The 19,746-nt window shown below is 54.5% G+C and carries 21 protein-coding genes and 1 tRNA gene; 9 read left to right on the top strand and 13 right to left on the bottom strand.

The window, feature by feature from the left end; genetic code table 11:
* Genes SYNC_RS11940 through SYNC_RS11930 form a run of 3 tightly spaced genes read left to right on the top strand, consistent with a single transcriptional unit; the run spans position 1 to position 1,459 of the window.
* Positions 1-252 (top strand): Ycf34 family protein, encoded by a 252-nt coding sequence (locus SYNC_RS11940; protein ID WP_041426749.1) that lies wholly within the window; start codon positions 1-3, stop codon positions 250-252.
* Positions 249-872, top strand: a complete 624-nt coding sequence (gene tsaB, locus SYNC_RS11935; protein ID WP_011620495.1) for a tRNA (adenosine(37)-N6)-threonylcarbamoyltransferase complex dimerization subunit type 1 TsaB — start codon at positions 249-251, stop codon at positions 870-872. The genes SYNC_RS11940 and tsaB overlap by 4 nt, the downstream gene beginning before the upstream one ends.
* A complete protein-coding gene (locus SYNC_RS11930) occupies positions 872-1,459 on the top strand; it encodes a YdcF family protein (protein WP_011620494.1) in 588 nt (195 codons plus the stop codon). The genes tsaB and SYNC_RS11930 overlap by 1 nt, the downstream gene beginning before the upstream one ends.
* Here SYNC_RS11930 and SYNC_RS11925 read toward each other — a convergent pair.
* The 5 genes from SYNC_RS11925 to rpaB form a co-directional block, all read right to left on the bottom strand.
* The gene (locus tag SYNC_RS11925) at positions 1,438-2,121 is read right to left on the bottom strand and encodes a 1-acyl-sn-glycerol-3-phosphate acyltransferase (protein WP_011620493.1); all 684 of its coding nucleotides are present in this window, start codon (positions 2,119-2,121) and stop codon (positions 1,438-1,440) included. The genes SYNC_RS11930 and SYNC_RS11925 overlap by 22 nt on opposite strands.
* Positions 2,122-2,127: 6 nt before the next feature.
* On the bottom strand, positions 2,128-3,024 hold the full coding sequence (gene fabD, locus SYNC_RS11920; RefSeq protein ID WP_011620492.1) for an ACP S-malonyltransferase: 897 nt from the start codon (positions 3,022-3,024) through the stop codon (positions 2,128-2,130).
* Between the two features lie 27 nt (positions 3,025-3,051).
* Positions 3,052-4,041, bottom strand: a complete 990-nt coding sequence (locus tag SYNC_RS11915; protein WP_041427123.1) for a beta-ketoacyl-ACP synthase III — start codon at positions 4,039-4,041, stop codon at positions 3,052-3,054.
* Positions 4,042-4,122: 81 nt separating this feature from the next.
* Positions 4,123-5,463, bottom strand: coding sequence for a phosphate acyltransferase PlsX (gene plsX / locus SYNC_RS11910; protein ID WP_011620490.1), 1,341 nt, complete (start codon positions 5,461-5,463; stop codon positions 4,123-4,125).
* Positions 5,444-6,190 (bottom strand): response regulator transcription factor RpaB, encoded by a 747-nt coding sequence (rpaB, locus tag SYNC_RS11905; protein WP_011620489.1) that lies wholly within the window; start codon positions 6,188-6,190, stop codon positions 5,444-5,446. Before rpaB ends, plsX begins: the two co-directional genes overlap by 20 nt.
* Before the next feature lie 91 nt (positions 6,191-6,281).
* Between rpaB and radA the strand changes: the two genes are divergently transcribed.
* Positions 6,282-7,679, top strand: a complete 1,398-nt coding sequence (radA, locus tag SYNC_RS11900; protein ID WP_011620488.1) for a DNA repair protein RadA — start codon at positions 6,282-6,284, stop codon at positions 7,677-7,679.
* Between the two features lie 3 nt (positions 7,680-7,682).
* Here the strand turns inward: radA and SYNC_RS11895 are convergent, their stop codons facing one another.
* The gene (locus SYNC_RS11895; RefSeq protein WP_369791613.1) at positions 7,683-8,231 is read right to left on the bottom strand and encodes a photosystem I assembly protein Ycf3; all 549 of its coding nucleotides are present in this window, start codon (positions 8,229-8,231) and stop codon (positions 7,683-7,685) included.
* A gap of 37 nt (positions 8,232-8,268) precedes the next feature.
* On the opposite strand from SYNC_RS11895, the gene SYNC_RS11890 reads away from it, so the two are divergent.
* From SYNC_RS11890 to SYNC_RS11880, 3 genes are read left to right on the top strand one after another with little or no spacing between them, the layout of a single operon-like run.
* A complete protein-coding gene (locus SYNC_RS11890; protein ID WP_041426748.1) occupies positions 8,269-10,614 on the top strand; it encodes a cation-translocating P-type ATPase in 2,346 nt (781 codons plus the stop codon).
* A 2-nt stretch (positions 10,615-10,616) separates the two neighbouring features.
* Positions 10,617-11,267: a dTMP kinase gene (gene tmk, locus SYNC_RS11885; RefSeq protein WP_237699221.1), complete on the top strand. Its 651-nt coding sequence runs from the start codon at positions 10,617-10,619 to the stop codon at positions 11,265-11,267.
* Positions 11,264-12,247, top strand: a complete 984-nt coding sequence (locus tag SYNC_RS11880; protein ID WP_041426747.1) for a DNA polymerase III subunit delta' — start codon at positions 11,264-11,266, stop codon at positions 12,245-12,247. The genes tmk and SYNC_RS11880 overlap by 4 nt, the downstream gene beginning before the upstream one ends.
* Positions 12,248-12,257: 10 nt before the next feature.
* Here the strand turns inward: SYNC_RS11880 and SYNC_RS11875 are convergent, their stop codons facing one another.
* The 4 genes from SYNC_RS11875 to SYNC_RS11855 all read right to left on the bottom strand — a co-directional run bounded on the left by SYNC_RS11875 (position 12,258) and on the right by SYNC_RS11855 (position 14,416).
* Positions 12,258-13,058 (bottom strand): response regulator transcription factor, encoded by an 801-nt coding sequence (locus SYNC_RS11875; protein ID WP_011620483.1) that lies wholly within the window; start codon positions 13,056-13,058, stop codon positions 12,258-12,260.
* Positions 13,059-13,359: 301 nt separating this feature from the next.
* A tRNA-Asn gene (locus SYNC_RS11865) sits at positions 13,360-13,431 on the bottom strand.
* A 35-nt stretch (positions 13,432-13,466) separates the two neighbouring features.
* A complete protein-coding gene (locus tag SYNC_RS11860; RefSeq protein ID WP_041426745.1) occupies positions 13,467-14,147 on the bottom strand; it encodes an energy-coupling factor ABC transporter ATP-binding protein in 681 nt (226 codons plus the stop codon).
* A gap of 5 nt (positions 14,148-14,152) precedes the next feature.
* On the bottom strand, positions 14,153-14,416 hold the full coding sequence (locus SYNC_RS11855) for a hypothetical protein (RefSeq protein WP_041426744.1): 264 nt from the start codon (positions 14,414-14,416) through the stop codon (positions 14,153-14,155).
* A 157-nt stretch (positions 14,417-14,573) separates the two neighbouring features.
* Between SYNC_RS11855 and psbD the strand changes: the two genes are divergently transcribed.
* A complete protein-coding gene (gene psbD, locus SYNC_RS11850; RefSeq protein WP_011618836.1) occupies positions 14,574-15,629 on the top strand; it encodes a photosystem II D2 protein (photosystem q(a) protein) in 1,056 nt (351 codons plus the stop codon).
* A 437-nt stretch (positions 15,630-16,066) separates the two neighbouring features.
* Here the strand turns inward: psbD and SYNC_RS11845 are convergent, their stop codons facing one another.
* Positions 16,067-17,500 carry a DUF2079 domain-containing protein gene (locus SYNC_RS11845; protein ID WP_011620479.1) on the bottom strand — a complete coding sequence of 478 codons (1,434 nt, stop codon included), beginning with the start codon at positions 17,498-17,500 and terminating at the stop codon, positions 16,067-16,069.
* 183 nt (positions 17,501-17,683) lie between these two features.
* On the opposite strand from SYNC_RS11845, the gene SYNC_RS11840 reads away from it, so the two are divergent.
* Positions 17,684-18,379 carry a hypothetical protein gene (locus tag SYNC_RS11840; RefSeq protein ID WP_041426743.1) on the top strand — a complete coding sequence of 232 codons (696 nt, stop codon included), beginning with the start codon at positions 17,684-17,686 and terminating at the stop codon, positions 18,377-18,379.
* On the opposite strand, the gene SYNC_RS11835 is transcribed toward SYNC_RS11840, so the two are convergent.
* Together SYNC_RS11835 and SYNC_RS11830 are read right to left on the bottom strand one after the other, a co-directional pair.
* The gene (locus tag SYNC_RS11835; protein WP_041426742.1) at positions 18,346-19,020 is read right to left on the bottom strand and encodes a hypothetical protein; all 675 of its coding nucleotides are present in this window, start codon (positions 19,018-19,020) and stop codon (positions 18,346-18,348) included. The two genes, SYNC_RS11840 and SYNC_RS11835, sit on opposite strands and share 34 nt — an antisense overlap.
* 36 nt (positions 19,021-19,056) lie before the next feature.
* On the bottom strand, positions 19,057-19,701 hold the full coding sequence (locus tag SYNC_RS11830; RefSeq protein WP_041426741.1) for a hypothetical protein: 645 nt from the start codon (positions 19,699-19,701) through the stop codon (positions 19,057-19,059).
* Positions 19,702-19,746 lie beyond the last annotated feature (45 nt).

Here is a 19,746-nt window from a genome sequence, read left to right as displayed (position 1 = left end):
ATGTGCATCTGCGTGGATTGCCGCTGGGTGGATCGCTGTCAGGCCTATCACGCGGTGGAACGGCAGCATGGTGTGGCCCATCTCAATGACAATCCTGACGTGAGTCCTCAAGATCCACGCATTCACATCAGTCTTCATGACCTCAGCGGTGGTGGCGTCGGCGTGGAATGGGATGTACGAGCTTGCACCAGCTTTGAGGCTGATTACGGACGATGGAAGCGATTGCGCCCTGATCAGGAGTTGCCGCGATGAGCCGTTGGCTGCTGGCTATGCATAGTTCGAGTGAAAATCTCGGTCTGGCAGTTTGCGATGCCGAAAATCCTGCTGAGGGAACTCGCATCCTGTCTCGACCGATGGGACGTCAGCTCACCAATGGTTTGATTCCTGCTGTCGAGGAACTGCTCCCACAAGCGGAATGGGCTTCGATTGGCCGTTTGGCCGTCAGTACAGGGCCGGGAGGGTTCACAGGGACTCGCTTGACCGTTGTGATGGCTCGCACCCTGGCCCAACAGTTGGGTTGCCCTTTGCATGGTGAAAGCAGTTTCGCGTTGATGGCACCACGGTTATCCGTGTTCTTGTCGGCCAGTCAGGCTTTGGAGCCTTTTTCGATCGTTCAGACCCTTCCCCGTCGTGGTCGAGTGGCTGGGCGCTACCGCCTATGTTCTGGCTCAGTGCCTGTGGAAGAGCTGGAGCGTCCTCGTTTACTCAGAGAGGACGAAGACCCATCGCCAGCTCTGACCATGCAGCTTGATGTGGCGTCGGATGTGCAGCATCTGCTGGAGCGTTGTTGCCACTGGGAGCAGGAGGCTATTCCAGGTCCTTGGGAGCCTGTGCTGCCGATTTATCCCACGTCTCCTGTGGGCCCCGTCTAATGGCCCCAGGTTGGCGCTCCTCGTTAGTTGTCTTTGCTGCTCTGGTGTGGGTCAGCACTACGGGCCCTTTAAAGCCATTTCGTGAGGCTCTCACCACCGTTGAGCCTCCGCAACGCATTCTCGTGCTCGGAGGAGATCTCGATCGTGAACGGGTCGGGCTGCGCTTGGCGCAGCAACTTGAGCTTCCTTTAGTGGTGAGTGGTGGCAGCAATCCGGAGTACGCCCAATGGCTTGTACGGGATGCGGGGCTGGATCAGAGCAGGGTTGTGCTCGATTACAGAGCCAAAGACACCTTTACGAATTTCACATCCTTGGTGGATGACTTGAAACGCGATGGTGTGAAGCACATTTATCTGGTCACCAGTGAAGATCATTTGCCCCGTGCCATGACCGTGGGACGGCTGGTGGCGGGAAGCCGAGGGATTCGTCTCACTGGGGTGCCTGTTGCTTGTCAGCTATCCTGTCGTGAGGAGACTCTGGGTAAGCGCTTGAGTGATGGGATCAGGGCGTTGACCTGGGTCATCACAGGTCAAGATCTCAAGCCTTGGGTTCTTCGGAATTGGCCTCAGGGATTTCCCACGCCTTGATCGATCAAGGCATTAATTCGCCGCTGAAGCTCACGGGTGGTGGCCTCCAGCTCAGGCTTTTTCCGACTGGTTGGCGCAGGGATTGGTTCTCCGATGCGAAGAGCAACGGGAACAAGCCTTGGCCAGCCACTCCCTGCGCCGAGGGCGCGATGGCTGTTGATGATTGCCACAGGGAGAAGGGGGGCTCCGCTGCGTGCAGCAAGTAAGGCTGCACCAGGTCTTGGTTGATTGACGCGGCCGTCAGTTTGACGGGTGCCATCAAGAAAGACACCGATCGCCCAGCCCTCGTCAAGTCGAGCTGTTGCTGTACGGATTGCTTCTCGATCACTTGCTCCCCGTTTCACCGGGTAAGCACCGCAGGCGCTAATAATGCCCCCCAAGATTGGAATCCGGAACAGCTCGGCTTTGGCCATGAACGCCACAGGACGTCCCAGGGCGTGGCCAAGTAAGGGTGGGTCGAGATGGGATCCATGATTTGCGACTACCACCAAGGGGCCTTGAAGTGGCACCAAGGCGTTGCCACTGGTCCGCCCTCTTAAGAGTCCCCGAAAGACAGGAAACACCAGCAAGTAGCTCACGAGCTGGTACATCAGGCTCGGTTTTGGCGTGACGGATGTCACTACAGCAGAGCCGTCGCTCGGGCTGGGCACAAGAGGGGACATGGCTTCTTAGAGACCTAAATCAGCGGAGCTCGAGAGCTGGGCGGTCGTGACACCCTTCATGGCCCTTTTGGCCAGGCCACTGAGGACATTCCCTGGTCCCACTTCGATCAAAGTGTCAACCCCGGCTGACGTCAGCGTTTCCATGGTCTCTCTCCAGCGAACGCCCGTGGTCATCTGTTGAGTCAAGCGCTGCTTTAGTTGAGCGGCGTCGCGGCATGGGGTTGGATCTGTGTTGCTCAGCACCGGGAAGCCAGCATCTTCGAAAGCCAGGCTTTCCAGGTGAACCTTGAACGCTGCAGACGCTTCTGCCATCAATGGCGAGTGAAATGCTCCGGAGACGGCCAGAGGAATCGCGCGCTTGCAGGTGAGTTGCTCACTCACACTTGTTACCGCCTCGGGGTTCCCTGAAATCACAACCTGGGCAGCGCTGTTGTCATTGGCGATGACCACGCCATCCGTGCTGTGGACAAGGCTTTCAAGTTGATCGCGATCAAAGCCGATCACGGCAGTCATCGCTCCGCCTCCAGCGGCTGCCATGAGCTCTGAGCGCCGCTGCATCAACTCAAGACCCGTGGTCACATCAAAGACACCTGCGGCATACAGAGCAACGAGTTCTCCGAGACTGTGGCCAGCCACAAACGCTGGCTCGCGCCCTTGTCTGCGGAGTTCATCAACAATCAGGCTTTCAACGACGAAGAGCGCTGGCTGGGTGTTGCGGGTGTCGTTGAGATCAGAGGGATCGACTTGCGTATCAGCCTCTCCTTGGCAGATCGCCAGCAAATCTCTGCCCAGCAGACGGGAAGCAAGTGCAAATCGTTCTTCCGCTCCGGGAAGGGTCAGCACGGGCTCAGCCATGCCTGACTTCTGAGACCCCTGTCCGGGGAACACCCAGGCAATCGTCATCGTTAGCAGGTAAAGATGGCTCGGAGCCTAGGCGGGACCTTGCCAACGCAACAATGCAGCCCCCCAACTGAGGCCAGCCCCAAAGCCACTACTCGCTAAAAGATGACCAGGTGCTACGCGCCCGTCGCGCACGGCTTCGTCAAGCATGAGCGGGATCGTGGAGGCTGAGGTGTTGCCGTAGTTCGCCAAGTTGCTCAAGACCTTGGAGTGAGGGATGGAAAATCGATCCGCTACTGCATCTAAAATGCGCTGGTTGGCTTGATGAAGCAGCAGCCAGTCCAATTGGTCTGGGGTTGTGGCTGTTTGCTCTAGCAGCGTCTTGAGGATGGCTGGCACTTCGCGCACGGCAAATTTGTATACCTCTTGTCCATTCATCTGAATCGGCAGATAGCCGCCGCATTGATGGCGGGTGGTGTTGACCAGAGGAAGACTGGTAGGGATCTGCGGCAAGGTCAGAGAATGGCCGCGGCTGCCGTCGCTGCGCAACCGGAAACCCAGTAAGCCATCGGACTCTGCAGAGGTGGCTTCGAGGGCAACAGCGCCAGCCCCGTCACCGAAGAGCACACAGGTGCTTCTGTCGTCCCAGTCGACAAAGCGGCTTAACTGGTCGGCGCCGATCACCAGCACCCGTTGCATGGCGCCTGTTCGCAGGTACTGGGCGGCTGTCACGAGCGCAAATAGAAAGCCGCTGCAGGCAGCCGTGAGGTCAAACGCAACGGCGTTGTGCGCTTTTAATCCGGCCTGAACTCTTGGTGCTGATCCAAACAGGTCATCAGGGGTGGACGTGGCGAGTAACACCAGGTCGAGGCTGTCAGGTTCCCACTGGGCCATGGCCAGGGCCTGTTGCCCAGCCCGGATCGCCAGATCGTTCAGCGATTCGTCCGGAGTGCTGACGCGCCGAGACTGAATTCCGGTGCGGGTGCGAATCCATTCGTCACTGGTCTCCACCCGCTCGCTGAGGGCAGCATTGCTGATGGTTTGGTTCGCCTGGGCGCTGCCACTTGCGACCAGAGCCATGCCACGGAAGGGTGGGGGAGATCCAGCCAATGTGGAAGCGCTGTCAGTGGCGTCAGTCAATCACAGTCCAGACAGGATGCTTCAGCTTTTGAGTGGTGCTGGCTTGCTGAGTTCGGCGAGATCGTCCATCACGCCATGACTTGCAGCGGAGTGGGCCAAGCGCAGAGCGCTCACGACGGATAGGGCTTTGCTGCTTCCATGACCGATGACACAAATCCCATTCACACCAAGGAGAAGTGCGCCGCCATGTTCAGCGTGATCGAGCCGTTTCTTGATGCGTTTGAGATTGCTGCGCAGGAAGGCTGAGCCAACTTTGCCGCGGCGCCCCCTCGGTAACTCAGCCCTGAGCACGCCAAGCAGAACACTTCCGACGGATTCAAGGAATTTCAGCAGCACATTGCCTGTGAAGCCATCGCAAACCACCACATCAAATTCACCAGATAGAACATCTCTTCCTTCGCAATTTCCTGCGAAATGAAGACGGGTTTCCTCTCGAAGTAATTCATGGGTGCGTAGCGCTAGTTCATTGCCTTTGCATTCCTCTTCGCCAATGTTGAGCAAGCCAATTCGCGGGCGATCGACTTGGAGAACGTCTCGGGAATAGATGTTGCCGAGCAAAGCAAATTGATGCATGTAGGCAGGTTTGCAGTCCATGTTTGCTCCCACATCCAAGACCAGCACAGGCTGGCCTGGGTCTTTGGTGGGGAACAGTGCTCCAATGGCGGGTCGATCGATCCCGGCAAGGCGACCAAGGCGAAAGATGGCAGAAGCCATCACAGCACCAGAATTTCCCGCGGAGTAAATCGCCAAGGCATCTCCGCGCTTCACTAGATCCATGGCGACATTGACGCTGGCATCACGCTTCCGGCGCACAACAGTGGCTTCCTCATGCATTTCCACGGAAGGTCCGCTGGGGATCAGCTCCAGGTGCCCTGCGTTGATCGCGTTGTTGAGCGGTTCTTTGAGTCCAGAGGCCTCAGCAGCCTCCATGACCCGGTTGGTTTCGCCGACAAATCGGATCCGTAAGGGCAGCCGAGCGATCGCTTGAAGAGAACCCTCCAGGATTTCCCCAGGGGCATGATCTCCACCCATTCCATCGACAGCTACCCAAAGGCGATCGCTGTCATGGATGACTCCGTCATCACCAACCTCCGTGGTTTGCAGGCGTCGCAGCGGGTCCATCACCGGTTGGAGCATCTGTCCAGCCATGCTTCCGGCGTTGGTGACGACGCTTCCTGCCATCGATCCGACCGATTCAGCCACGTTGCCCGCAGCGCTGGCAGAGGTGGTAGCGGTGTCGACGAGACTAGTCACGGCACTATTGCGCCGATACCAAATCACAAGTCTTCTTACCGCCTTTGATCGGCGTGGTTTGCTCCGGGCTTCGTCGGCCGGGCTGTACTCAGGATCCTTCGGGTGCAACGGAATCGATGATGCGCTGGAACAAGTAACCGGTTCCTCGAGCCGTGAGGATCAGCTCGGGATTGGCCGGGTCGTCTTCTAGTTTGGAGCGAAGCCGTGAGATATGAACATCCACGACCCTGGTGTCCACGTGACGTTCAGGTGTATATCCCCACACATCCTTCAGGATCTCACCGCGGCTGAAGGGTTCTCCAGAGCGACCCACGAGCAGCTCCAGGAGGCTGAACTCCATTCCGGTGAGGCGGATCCGTTCATCGGCTCGGAACACCTGACGCTTATTGGTGTCGATGCGTAGATCTGCGACTTGAATCACCCCAGAGTTGGGAATTCCAGCGACCTGTTCTTTCTCAACGCGGCGCAGAACGCAGCGAATTCTTGCTTCAAGCTCTTTGGGACTAAACGGTTTAACGACATAGTCGTCAGCACCGAGCTCAAGCCCGGTAATCCTGTCTGCAACATCACCCAAGGCGGTGAGCATCACGATCGGAACATCCGACTCCTTGCGTAATTCTTGGCAAACGCCGTAGCCGTCAAGCTTTGGCATCATCACGTCCAAGACCACCAGATCTGGATTGCACTGTTCAAAGCTTTCGAGAGCTTCAGTGCCGTCGCAGGCGGTTACAACGTTGTAACCAATCATCGACAGGCGGGTTTCCAGAATGCGTCTAATACTGGCCTCGTCGTCGACAACGAGAATGGTTTCCTTGCTGGCGGCTGTGGCCGTCATATCCGAACTTATTTCGTACTGGTATTGGCTACAGATAAATGGATGGAGGCCCCATTCATTCACCGAAAGCCAACTTTCTTCATAGTTCGACGTGTCCCGACCCGCTTCAATTTTTGTTTGTCAGAGCTGTGGTGCGCAGACTCGGCAGTTTTTTGGCCGCTGCAGTAGTTGCGGTAGCTGGAATTCTTTGGTCGAGCAAACCGCTCCGAAACACGACGGCAGGCGCAGACGCGCTCCTGCCGAGTCAGCAAAGGCTCCAGTGGCGCGACGTTCAACCGCCATGGCCGATCTGGGTGATCGGCCGATTCAACGTCTCGAGAGCGGTTACCCAGAATTGGATCGCGTCTTGGGCGGTGGCGTTGTACCGGGTTCGCTGGTGCTTGTAGGGGGTGACCCAGGGATCGGTAAAAGCACGTTGCTGCTTCAAAGCGCATCGGTCATGGCGAACCGGCTTTCCGTTCTGTATGTCAGCGCTGAGGAATCAGCTCAGCAAGTGAAGTTGCGCTGGCTGCGTTTGGGTGGAGAGAGCGAGGGACTTCAACTGCTTGCCGAAACAGACCTTGAGTTGGTGTTGGAGGAGCTCGAGGCTCTGCAGCCCGATGTTGCAATCATCGACAGCATTCAGGCCCTGCATGACGCCAACCTGTCGAGCGCTCCGGGATCTGTTGCTCAAGTGCGGGAATGTGCCGCGTCTCTGCAGCGATTAGCCAAGCGTCAGAACACGGCTTTGCTGCTTGTCGGCCACGTGACCAAAGAGGGCCTGTTAGCAGGACCGAAGGTCCTTGAGCACTTGGTAGACGCCGTGCTCACCTTTGAGGGGGATCGTTTTGCCAGTCATCGACTTCTGCGTGCCGTTAAAAATCGCTTTGGTGCCACTCATGAACTCGGCGTGTTCGAAATGCAGGGCCAAGGTCTCATTGAGGTCAACAACCCGAGCGAGTTGTTCCTGAGTGGTGATGAGGCCAGCGGAGTTGCGACGATTGTTGCCTGTGAGGGCACCAGGCCTCTTGTTGTAGATCTCCAGGCATTAGTCAGCACCACGAGCTATGCGAGTCCAAGACGCACGGCCACAGGGATTGCTGTGAATCGCTTGCATCAGATTCTGGCGGTGCTCGAAAAGCACATGGGCCTGCCCCTGTCACGTTTCGATTGCTACCTCGCTGTGGCTGGTGGCCTCGATGTAGAGGAACCTGCGGCTGATTTGGGTGTGGCTGCTGCTGTTGTGGCGAGTTATCGCGATCTCATCTTGCCGGCAGGTACCGTCCTGCTTGGTGAACTGGGCCTGGGTGGGCAGCTCAGGCCTGTTGGGCAGTTGGAGCTGCGCTTGCAAGAGGCCGTCCGTCTTGGATTCAGACGAGCAGTGGTTCCTAAAGGGTGTGGACTCGGAAAGGGGGAGGCCAGCTTGAACTTGGAGCTGCACGAAGCTGGCTCGATCACCGAAGCGCTTGTCTTAGCCCTTGGTGTGAATCCTGTTGATCACGAAGCATGACCCTCAGAAGTACACGTCCACGTTGCTGCGGCCGGTTGATTTCAGCCAGTTTTCAATGTCGAGGTAACCACCTGGATTCAGCCTGACGGCTTGGGTCCAAACGTTTGCTGCTTGATCAAACCAGCCATCGGCATCATCACGACGTCCCTCTTCTTCCGCGGTGCGACCACGTTTTTCATAAATGAGACCCATGTTTTTCAGGCATGAGGGTTGTTTGGGATTTTCATCCAATGCTTTTTGGTAGGTCTCCAGCGCTCGCTCTTCTTCGCCGTTGCTCATGTAGATGATGGCGATGTTTTTGAGGGTCTCGCCCCGGTCGATCGCGTTTTCTTCAAGCTTCAGGCTTTCCTCGTAGTTTTCCAAGGCTTCGGCGTAATCGCCGTCGTTTTGGGCGGAGAGCCCGTCGCGGTAATACACATATGCTTCCTTGGCCCGGGCATTAATCGGCAGGAGCTTCACGATGAGATCGGCCATGACCGTGAAGCTTTTGTCGATAAAATTGTCGTTTCGATTGCTGCGCGGCACAGGAAACCCAAAAACGTGTGATTCCATCCTGACTGGAATCCGCAGCCCTGCCTAGCGTTCAAGAATGCGTTCTGCAGTTGTGACAAATTCCGCTAACGCCTCAAATTCACCTCCCACGATGCTTTTAGACGTGGAGGGAATGAAGTGCGGTGGTTGCGTGCGTTCGGTTGAGCGCACGCTCCTGGATCAACCCGGGGTGTGCGAAGCCAGCGTGAATCTTGTAACTCGCAGCGCTTGGCTTCGCTTTGAAAATGATTCGGTTGCTGATCTTGATGGAGTCGTTGAGGCCTTAACGGCCCGTGGTTTCAGTGCCCATCCTCGCGAGACAAATGCCTTCGGTGCAGCGGTTGAGGCCGATCGCAGTTGGGGTTGGTGGAAGCAGTGGCGTCAGTTAATCGTCGCTCTTGTCTTGCTCGTTTTGTCCGTGGTGGGTCATCTGGCGGAAGCCGGAACCGTCCACGTTCCACCCCTTGGTTCGCTCCCTTTTCACGCTGGCTTGGCCACTGTTGCTTTGGTGGGGCCAGGCCGACCCATCCTGATCTCCGGATGGCGCTCAGCCCGAATGGGGGTGCCAACGATGGACACCCTGGTCAGCCTTGGTGTTGGAAGTGCCTATTTGGCCAGCTTGGTTGCTTTGGCTTGGCCTCAGGTGGGTTGGCCCTGCTTCTTCAACGAGCCAGTCATGCTCTTGGGCTTTGTATTGCTAGGTCGTTTTCTAGAAGAGCGGGCGCGTCGTCGGACGGGCCGAGCGCTACAAGACTTAGCGGCTCTCCAGCCCGATGTTGCGCGACTGTTAATGGACGATGGCGCGATCCGTGAGGTATCTGTTTCGGCGCTGCGACCAGGAGAACATGTTCAGCTTTTGGCCGGCGATCGCGTTCCCGTGGATGGAATCGTGCGTGAGGGGCATTCGGCTGTGGATCTTTCCAGCCTGACTGGGGAACCTCTACCTCTGGATGCCTCTCCAGGCGCTGAGCTCAGTTCCGGCAGCCTCAACCTGGAGGCCACCTTGATCGTTGAGGTGCAGCGCATTGGTCGTGAAACCGCTCTGGCTCGGATCATTGATTTGGTGGAGCAAGCTCAGGCTAGGAAGGCACCGATTCAGGGCCTTGCCGATCGTGTGGCCGGCCAGTTTTGTTATGCGGTGGTGAGTTTTGCCATTCTCACGTTCTTGTTTTGGTGGCAAGTCGGTTGTCGTCTCTGGCCTCAAGTTCTTGATGTTCCTGTCGCGATGTTGGATCACGGCCATGCGCATGGTCTGCATGGCTCTCTTGGTGCTGGCGCTGAGACGCCACTTGGTCTAGCTCTCCAGCTCTCCATTGCGGTGCTTGTGGTGGCTTGCCCTTGTGCTCTTGGGTTGGCTACTCCCACCGTGATCACCGTCTCGTCGGGCTTGGCAGCGAAGCAGGGCTGGTTGTTTCGAGGCGGTGATGTCATCGAGTTGGCAGCCTCCGTCCAGCGCATGGTGTTCGATAAAACGGGCACGCTCACGCTCGGGCGGCCCCTGGTTGATTCGGTATTAGCGAGCGAAGATCCATCTCAAACGCTTCAGCTGGCGGCCAGTCTTGAGCAAACGAGCCGGCATCCTCTCGCCCATGCGCTGTTGCAGGAGGCACAACGACTTCAGCTGCCCCTTCTAGGCGTCGAGTCCAGCCGCACAACTCCTGGTGCAGGAATGGAGGGCCGTTTGCAAGGAGTGGATGGCCTGGTGCGCGTTGGCTCCCCTGAATGGCTGAGTGAGCAAGGGGTGTCCTGGACGGAGCAACAGCAGCAAACGCTCGATTCGGTTGTCCAACGAGGGCAGTCGTTAGTGGCTGTTGCTTTGGCTGAGAATCCACTGGGTCTTGTCACCGTCGACGATCGACTCCGCCCGGATGCATCGCTCGCGATCCATCGCTTACGAGATCAGGGCCAGTCCGTCGCCATGTTGAGTGGGGATCGTCGCCAGACCGTTGAACGGGTGGGACGTGAGCTTGGTTTCGCCGACGCTGATCTGGCTTGGCAGCTCTTGCCGCATCAAAAACTTGAACGACTTGAGCTTTTGCGCGAGCAGGGATCTGTGGCGATGGTGGGTGATGGCATCAACGATGCCCCCGCCTTGGCGGCAGCCGACCTTGGCATCGCAGTGGGCACTGGAACCCAGATCGCACAGGACACCGCTGACCTTGTGCTGCTCGGGGAAAGGCTTGAGGCGGTGCCTGAGGCGCTTTGCTTGGCCAGGCGAACGATGGCCAAAATTCGTCAGAACTTGATTTGGGCTTTTGGCTATAACCTCATCGCTTTGCCGATTGCGGCTGGTGTGTTGTTGCCTGGCTTTGGCCTCTTGTTATCCCCACCGTTGGCGGCCTTGCTCATGGCATTTAGCTCGGTGTCTGTTGTGCTGAATGCCCTCAGCTTGCGGCTGCGCTAGCCATGGCCAGGAAGATGGGGCGACTGCTGGTGCTTGAGGGCATTGATGGTTGTGGCAAAACCACCCAGCTTCAGCAGCTGTCCAGTTGGCTTCCCAAAAGCGGACTGATGCCTGATGAATCTCGGCTGGTTGTGACTCGAGAACCAGGGGGAACGGCCCTGGGGACAAGCCTTCGTCAGCTTTTGCTCCATCCCCCTCAAGATGCTGACCCTGGGCCTACAGCAGAGTTGTTGTTGTATGCAGCGGATCGTGCCCAACACGTGGACCGAGTTATTCAGCCCGCCTTAGAGCGGGGTGATTGGGTGCTCAGTGATCGCTTTACGGGGTCGACGATGGCTTACCAGGGCTATGGACGAGGTCTCAATCGGGAGCTCATCACTGATCTTGAGCGAATTGCCACACGAGGGCTCACTCCCGACATGACGGTATGGCTTGATATTCCTTTGGCATTGAGTGTTCAGCGGCGCGGAAGCCGCGAGGAAGACCGCATCGAAGCGGAAGGACTTGCTTTCTTGGAGCGTGTTTCCGAGGGCTTTTCTGACATGTGTAAGGCACGTGACTGGGTGTCGGTTGTGGCCGATCGTCCGCTTTTGGAGGTTGCGGAGGCGATTCAAACGGCCTTGCTCACCCGAGCTGCGGCTTGGCAGAGATGAGCGACGTGTTGCTTGAAGAGCAAGATCTGTTTGCAGATCTGGTGGGCCAGCCTCTGGCTGTGACCCTTTTAAAGGCAGCCCTGAAGCAGGAGCGCCTCGCTCCTGCCTATGTCTTCGCTGGTCCAGAAGGCGTCGGCCGTCGACTTGCTGTTCTGCGCTTCCTCGAGGGTGTGATCAGTGAAGGCCAGTGCAATCAACGCCAGCGGCGTCGCTTGGCAGAACGCAACCACCCTGATCTCCTCTGGGTTGAACCCAGCTACAGCCACCAGGGGCGTTTGATCACTCGCTCTGAAGCTGAAGAAGCAGGCGTGAGTCGGCGAACCCCTCCCCTTGTGAGGTTGGATCAGATTCGAGACATCAGCCGCTTTCTCTCACGTCAACCGCTGGAGTCGTCGCGTGGCCTTGTTGTTCTCGAGGAGCCAGAAGCGATGGCGGAAGCTGCCGCCAATGCTCTGCTCAAAACGCTTGAGGAACCGGGCCATGGAGTGTTGATCTTGTTGTCGGCGGCTCCCGAACGGTTGCTTTCCACGATTCGTTCACGCTGTCAGCTGATTCGATTGATCCAGCTCAGTGCGGAAGACATGCAGTCAGTTCTTCAACGTTTGCCCGCTGAGATCGACCAAGAAGCTGTAAAGCAAGGGCTCATGCAGCCTGAATTGGTTGCAATGGCTGGTGGTTCTCCAGGTGCGTTATTGGGCCATGTCAAGCAATGGTCATGTGTTTCACCCGATCTGATGGGACGTTTGCACACCTTGCCAACCCAGCCGATCGAGGCTCTGGGGCTCGCGCGTGATCTCACTGAGGCTCTTGATGGCGAGCAACAGCTTTGGCTGATCAACTGGCTGCAGCAGCACCTTTGGATGGAACAAAAAAATGAGCAGGTACTCCGAAAACTCGAACGGCTACGCGTTCAATTGCTTTCATTTGTGCAACCCAGGTTGGCCTGGGAAGTCACATTTCTAGATTTGATGGGGCTTTGATCGTTGAAGATCAGGCCGTGGCCCGATTTGTCGCCTCAGCTTTTTGCTCCCGTTCCTGGCGCGCCTGAGCGAGAACATCCTGGAGTCCATCGAGTTGGTCTCCTGTGGGCAGCTCAAGGCAGTAGCCGGCCCCATAAACAGTTTTGATAAACCGTGGCTTGCGTGGATCTGGTTCTAATTTTGTGCGTAGGTGACGAACGTGAACGCGAATCGTTTCGATGTCGTCGTCTGGCTCATAACCCCAAACTTCTTTGAGGATCAGAGAGGGTGCAACGGTTTGACCGTGGCGTTGCAGCAGGCAATGCAGAAGCTCGAATTCCAAGTGGGTAAGGCGCACTGGATGATCGAACCAGATTGCTTCAAAGCGCTCTGGCACCAAGGTCAATGGCCCATAGCTCAGAATCTCGTGATGATTGCCGGAGGTTCCGATAGGAGCTCTGTCGCTACGCCTAAGCAGCGCTTTCACCCGCGCTTGTAGTTCTTCAAGATCAAATGGTTTTGTGAGGTAATCATCGGCTCCCGAATTAAACCCGCTCACCTTGTCTTTCGTACCACCCAAGGCAGTCAGCATCAAGATAGGAATGGACGCTGTCCTTTCATCCCGGCGAAGTCGCTGGCAGAGCGTGAGCCCGTCCACGTTGGGCAGCATTAAATCCAGCAGGATTAAATCGGGGGTGTACTGCAGTGCAAGTGCCTGTCCCTTGATGCCGTCGTCGGCTCGTTGAACATCAAAACCGCTGTGCTCCAGGTGGCCACCTACCAGTTCGCTCATGTCCCGGTCGTCTTCGATCAGCAGGATGGAAGGTTTCATCTAAGTGCTGGCGAAAAAACAGTTGGACGAGGAAGTGCCGCGTCATTAAGGAGTAATTCTCTCAAGATCAACCAGTTTGTGCAGAATTCAGGTGCTTGCCTTCATGGTTGGCATGTGCCCAAAAGTCGTTTGCCTGACAGGGGTTTGGTGCTGTGGCGCGGAGATTGGCTCGCTCGGCTCTTCAGGAAATCTTCTGATTTGGATGGCATCAAGTGCAGATTTTCTTCTGTTTGAAGAAAAAATAGTGCTGCTACGGCCAAAAAAAAGTCACCACTTTGAAGGTGATGACATTCATTTGAAACTCCCCGGGCGGGATTCGAACCTGCGACCAATCGATTAACAGTCGACCGCTCTACCGCTGAGCTACCGAGGATTGAGACCACGAGACCTTAACTGCCAGGCCCTGACTTAGGCAAGTGCCTTGAGCGTGCGGCGCAGAGCAAGGCCTTTCTCCCAATGACCGATCCTGCCTTTTTTCATGACTGCTGCGCCATCAGCATGGTCCAGTTCATCCAGCCGATGTGTGATCCACAGTGCTGTGAGTGGATTCAGTGAGCGGTGACACAGCTGTTGCACCGTTGCCAAAACCGAGCTTTGGCTGGATGGGTCCAGCAGAGCTGTCGGTTCGTCAAGGAGCAGCAGTTTTGCTTCGCTGGCTAGAGCACCAGCGATTGCCAGGCGCTGCTTTTGGCCTCCACTCAATGTGTGAATTTGCCGGCCCGCCATACCAGCGAGTCCAACCTGTTCAAGCAGATGGGCAATCCGCTTGCGTTTGAGGGACGGGGCAAGAGTGGGGGGAAGGTTGAGGAGAAGGTTGCTCCCGCAACTTGGGAGTAGGAGTTGGTGGTCGGGATTTTGGAAGACCAAGGCCGTTTGAACATTGCAGTCCACTCGTCCGGCTTGTGGTTGGATCAACCCCCCAATCATTCGAAACAGGGTGCTTTTCCCGCTCCCGTTGCTGCCTACAAGCATCCACAGACCTGGCCCTGGAACGCTGAAGCTGCAGCGATCCAGAGCGCGGGTTCCGCCGGGCCAGCAAAAACTCACGCCTTCAAACTGAAGAACTCGTTTGTTGGTGTCTGTTCCCACAGGGATTAGCTGTCTAGTGAAAAGCCCGGGCGTTTGCTCCCCCCGGATGCCGCTGTCTTTTCGTAAATCTGAACAGCTAGGACATCGCTTGTGAGAACGCTGAGGCGTTTGCCTTCTACCTTTTCGCAAGTCATCTCGAGCAATCTTGGTTGCCCTTGTTCAAGGGCTTGCCGAACCTGTTGATAAACAGATTCGGCATCTCCCGATTCCTTGCGTTGGACAGAGATAGGCATCGGGCTCATGCGAAGAGCTAATTCGACGACGTACACAGTGAAAAAAGTGTTTGTAACCCCATTCTCGTCACTAAGAGCACGAAACGGAGGCCTGAGTATTTTCACTCATCTATGACCCGCTGGGCTGTATTGCCCCTGCAAAAAGAGCCCAGGCCTCTAGGCTCACGAACGTAAAGCTTCATGAAGCGCCCTCATGACGATCGCTGCAGGTCGCATGCCGCAGCGGGGATGGTTCGACGTCCTCGATGACTGGCTCAAACGCGACCGATTTGTGTTTGTCGGCTGGTCCGGCATTCTCCTTCTTCCCACGGCCTACCTCTCCATCGGTGGCTGGTTAACGGGAACCACCTTTGTAACTTCCTGGTACACCCACGGCATCGCGTCGTCGTACCTCGAGGGTTGCAACTTTCTCACTGCTGCTGTGTCCACCCCCGCTGATGCGATGGGTCACAGCCTTCTCTTGCTCTGGGGCCCAGAAGCCCAGGGTGATTTTGTCCGCTGGTGCCAGCTTGGAGGCCTCTGGGCTTTCGTTGCTCTCCACGGCGCCTTTGCACTGATCGGCTTCATGCTGCGTCAGTTTGAAATTGCTCGTCTCGTCGGCATTCGTCCCTACAACGCCATCGCCTTCTCAGGTCCGATTGCGGTGTTCGTCAGTGTCTTCCTGATGTATCCCTTGGGACAGAGCAGCTGGTTCTTTGCGCCCTCCTTTGGTGTGGCTGCAATTTTCCGCTTCCTGTTGTTCCTACAGGGCTTCCATAACTGGACCTTGAATCCCTTCCACATGATGGGAGTGGCCGGCATTCTTGGCGGTGCACTGCTTTGCGCCATTCACGGCGCGACTGTGGAAAACACTCTTTTTGAGGATGGTGAACAGTCGAACACCTTCAAGGCGTTCGAACCCACCCAGGAAGAAGAGACCTATTCAATGGTTACCGCCAACCGTTTCTGGAGCCAAATCTTCGGAATTGCGTTCTCCAACAAGCGTTGGCTGCACTTCTTCATGCTGTTTGTGCCAGTGATGGGCTTGTGGACCAGTGCCATCGGCATCATCGGCCTTGCACTCAACTTGCGTGCCTATGACTTCGTGTCACAGGAAATCCGCGCAGCTGAGGATCCTGAATTTGAAACCTTCTACACGAAGAACATTCTTCTGAATGAAGGTCTGCGTGCCTGGATGGCACCGGCTGACCAGCCGCACGAAAACTTCGTCTTCCCTGAAGAGGTTCTGCCCCGAGGCAACGCTCTCTAAATTCAGATTAAAGATTTTAAATCAAATTCACAAATGCCCTTTTTAGGGCATTTTTTTATGCCTTCTAAATTTTTCAGTTTTGATAAAGTAAATTTGGATGTCTTTTAGGAATTTAAAATGACTAACTACCGCCGATTGTGGTGTCAGTTTATTTAAGATTGATTTTTGCCGCTCTCTGGAGAGGTTGCGGTTAGAATGTGAAGGTACAGTTCGCAGCTTTGTGGAGGTGTCTCGTGGTTTTTAACTCCGAGATGTCTCCGAATGCATCGCCGGCGTCCACTTATCCCTTCAGGAGGAGGTGTCCATGAGTTCTAGTTCTTTAATTCAGGGTTTGCTGATCGCGGAGAACGCCGTCTGATTACGGCATCTAGTTCCTAGATCAATCGGTTCTGCGACAGAGCAGGCCCGGCGAGAGCCCCTAAATGAGTAGTTTTTGCTCATTTAGGGGCATCGTTATCATTACTAGAATCGGTTGCTTCCTTAAGTTTCTTGCAAAGTTCGAGCTCGCTTGTCCAGCTTTGGCAATACCATTTGGCTTCTTTTGCAAGCTCCAAAGCCTTGATTTGAACAGAGGTCCTTGATTGCCAACCAGGGTCGGATGGATTGACAAGCATCACATCGAAACGATCGAGGCGTTTCAGATTTAACGGTTTCTGTCCGATTGCTTCTACCTGGCGCCGATGCGTCAACTGTGGAGCCAAATGGCTAGTGGTTATGACTCGACTTTCTGCTGGAATAAGGCGCAATGCTTCATTCACATCTGCAATTTGATCCAATCTGCTGAGGTAATTCCCGCCAAAGAACCATGGCTTCGCCAGTGCTGCCCAACAAACGGCTGCCCAAGCTAAACGGCGCCAGGGCCACATTCGACATCCGCTTGTTTTTAATCCATCAATTGCAGCGACCACTGCAATTACGGCAATTGGTAAATTGTAATGATGCACCAAGTTGCGTTGGGCAGCGTTACTTGATATTAAATTCACAAGTACGAGTGGCAATGCAGCCAGTAGCACTGTTAATGAGCGCCGACGCCAGAACAAAGCTGTTGGGAGTGTGAGCAACAACCCATAGATGGGCAGTTCTAGCCAGGGCACTACGTCAACTAAAACCCAGGGCCTTTGCAGGCTGCTTAATAGGATCGAAGGAATGCTGTCTCCGAGACTGCTGAATCTGCTTAACGCAGCGGGCCCTTGATCAGGGCCGTTGAGTAAGGGATACAGCCATTCGCTTAGCATTAGTATCCAGCCTAAGCCAAGACCGATGGCAGAGAATCCCCATCGCCAGCGTCGCTGAGCCAGCTCCGCCAATCCCAGTCCTATTACTACAAGTGCTAATCCGTCACGGCAGCCAAGCAGCCATAGAAGGCAAAGAACCCATGGCAAGGGCTTTTGGGCACGACTGCACCAGATGCAGCTGGCCATTGCAGGCATTGCCCAAACTTCTGGGTGAAAATCAAATAAGTTGGTATTGAAGACTTGCGGCTGTAGCCACCAAAGCAGGCAGGGCAGCCAACTAAGGCGTTCTGGTAAAAGAGCTTGTCGCCAAAGGGCAGCAAGAGGAAGCGCGGTGAGGGCCAAGCTGAAAGCTTGACTGGCAAGCAGCCATTGGATGCTTGGCCATAGGTAATAAGCAGCCCCGATAAGATAGAAAGCCCACGCTCCGTGGTTTCCCATGTGATGCAGGCCAAGCATTGAGGAGCGTGGCTCAAGCCCACGACTGATTTGCCATGCCACCTGGTCGTAAATCCCAAGGTCAAAGCCATTACTTTGTAGCCATAGATGTCGCAAGGCTGAGCTCAGCCACCAGACCAGCCCCACCACCATTGAGGCCAAGAGTTGACTTCTGACGTTGGTTCTTGCGGAATACGTCAAGGTTGCACGGGTAACAAGAACTAAGAGATTGTTGGAGTTTAATAGTGAATCTTCAGTGTACCCAATCTGTGCTTGCTGGAGCAGAGATGGCTCACCAATTTTTCTATGGGATTTAAGTGTGAAGCAAGTTGACCTTGCCCTTACTCCCCGTCATTAAAGTGTTGTCAATAGCTTGAAGCCTTGATGGACACCGCAAAGCCAAATACCGCCCATATTATCAGTACGCCTTGGGGGGAGCTGCGCCCTCAAGTAGATATTAAGCCTCTTTTGGCTTTGATCGTTATCTATGCAGTTGCTTACTTTATACCTTTTGGTTTTTTTAACTGGCTGCGCCAAGGTGATGACGGACTGATCCAGTGGATTCAGTTTTTCTGTTATTCATTTGCGGCTCTATTTAGTGCTGTAGTGGCCTGTCGTGGCACAAACATGGGGACCGGGAGGCAGCGTCGAAGCTGGTGGCTCTTGGCAGCCTTTAATCTTTTTGTTGCGGCTGAAGAAATTAGTTGGGGAGAGCGGTTGACCGGGGTCGGTCTTGGTTTTATTAGGGAAGTTAATACCCAGGGTGAAACAACACTGCACAACATGGAGGCACTGCAAGGAGGACTTCATGTTTCATTTATTATAACTGGCCTGATTTTTGGATATTTGGGTTGGCGCTTTTGGCCCAAGTTAACGGCATTCCCTAGGCGCTGGTTTAGTCTCTACTTCCTCCCTGTAAGCGCATTCTACGCCTATTTCGATTTGTCATGGATTGCTAATTTGGATAGAATTAGAAATGATCAAGAAATATTTGAATGTTTATTGGCAATAGGATTGGCGTTGCATGCTTGGTGGTCTTTCAAGGTTTACGTTTTATCAGATCGATCTGTGGAAGATTGACGCCACCGGTAGCGGGTGTGAGCCAATAAGCCCACTGCAACTAAAAATTCATAGATTTCTTGGTGATTGGCAAATGTGATCAAACAATCCTCAGTGTGGTTGCAGGCGTGGAAAATTCCATACCAGATTCCTGGTATTAGAAAATAAAGACATTGCCTTGATGCTGGCAACGGTTGAAAATTTGGACGAAGCATCCAGCTAAGACCAAGAATTAATCCAAGGGATGACCAGCCAAGATTTAGAAGACCGCGGTTTTGGAATCCACGTATATTGTGAAGAGTCGTTTCCTGTTGTGTGTTTACGGAGCGTATTGCTTCTATACCTATTCCGTGTAACCTTTCTCCCCAAGCAATTTCTTCACCTGCAAACACTAGACATAGGATTAGCAATATGATCCAACCCGTATATGTGGCCCAATTGTGTTTGCTACGATTCAGTATTTTCCCAATAGTCCAGCCTGCAGTTAATAATGCTGCAACGCTGGCCCATTCGAGAAGACCGTCTTCATTCTGAAGCCAACCAAAGATCCCAAAAGGTAGCCACCGAATAGCTGTGTAAAAAATAATAAGGAAGTAAATTGGCCTGAGGTCAAGACTACTGACAATCCTTGAAATTTCTTTTTTGAATTTTCTTTTGCTCATTAGATGCTCAGGTAATACTATCGAATTGACGAATGGCTAATGGTTTTGCTGGCCCACTGCATTTCTTATGAATTTTGAGGAGGTGGTCCACCAAAAATAGAACCATGCAGATATTCCGAGAAATTTCACTCCTTCTTCGAAAATCTGTAGAGCTTCGTATTTGACTGGCAGGATGTCGACGAGATCGCGTTGGAATTTGTCGGTTAATACAGAAAAAGCTAATAGCGTAGCTGCTAAGATGAATATTTCTCCTCCATTTTTTAACAGCTGGTCTTGGAACCTGAAAACAATAAGAAAGGCGAATATCGCGTAGACTACATATAGGAACTCTTGGCCAATGTATCTGTCATGTAGCAAGAACATATCGTCTATGCAAAGTATGAACGAAAACCAGCCCCCGCAAAGCAATAGTTCTTTTAATTTGTGCTGGCTATGTGTTGGTGTGCTGTATGCGGTAAAGAGTGCGATAGCGGCTGTTGCGATCCAGAAAAGGTACCCTAGGTTTGAAATTAGGCCAATGCCTAGAGCGGATTTGCATGTTTGAGCAAGGTCTCTGATGACCAGAATTCCTTCTATTCCAGCCATGGCGCTAAGGATGATGGCCAGCGCGTAGACAATCAGGCTAGGAATTACTGCAACGATGATCGCCTTGCGGAGATTGTGTAGCTTTGTTCGCGCCATCAGCAACTGTCAATCCAAATAAGCATTATGCTCCTCAAGCGCATA

Origin of the sequence: Synechococcus sp. CC9311, from assembly GCF_000014585.1 — a bacterium.
Taxonomy (GTDB): domain Bacteria; phylum Cyanobacteriota; class Cyanobacteriia; order PCC-6307; family Cyanobiaceae; genus Synechococcus_C.
This window is presented reverse-complemented; position numbering and strand designations above follow the sequence as displayed.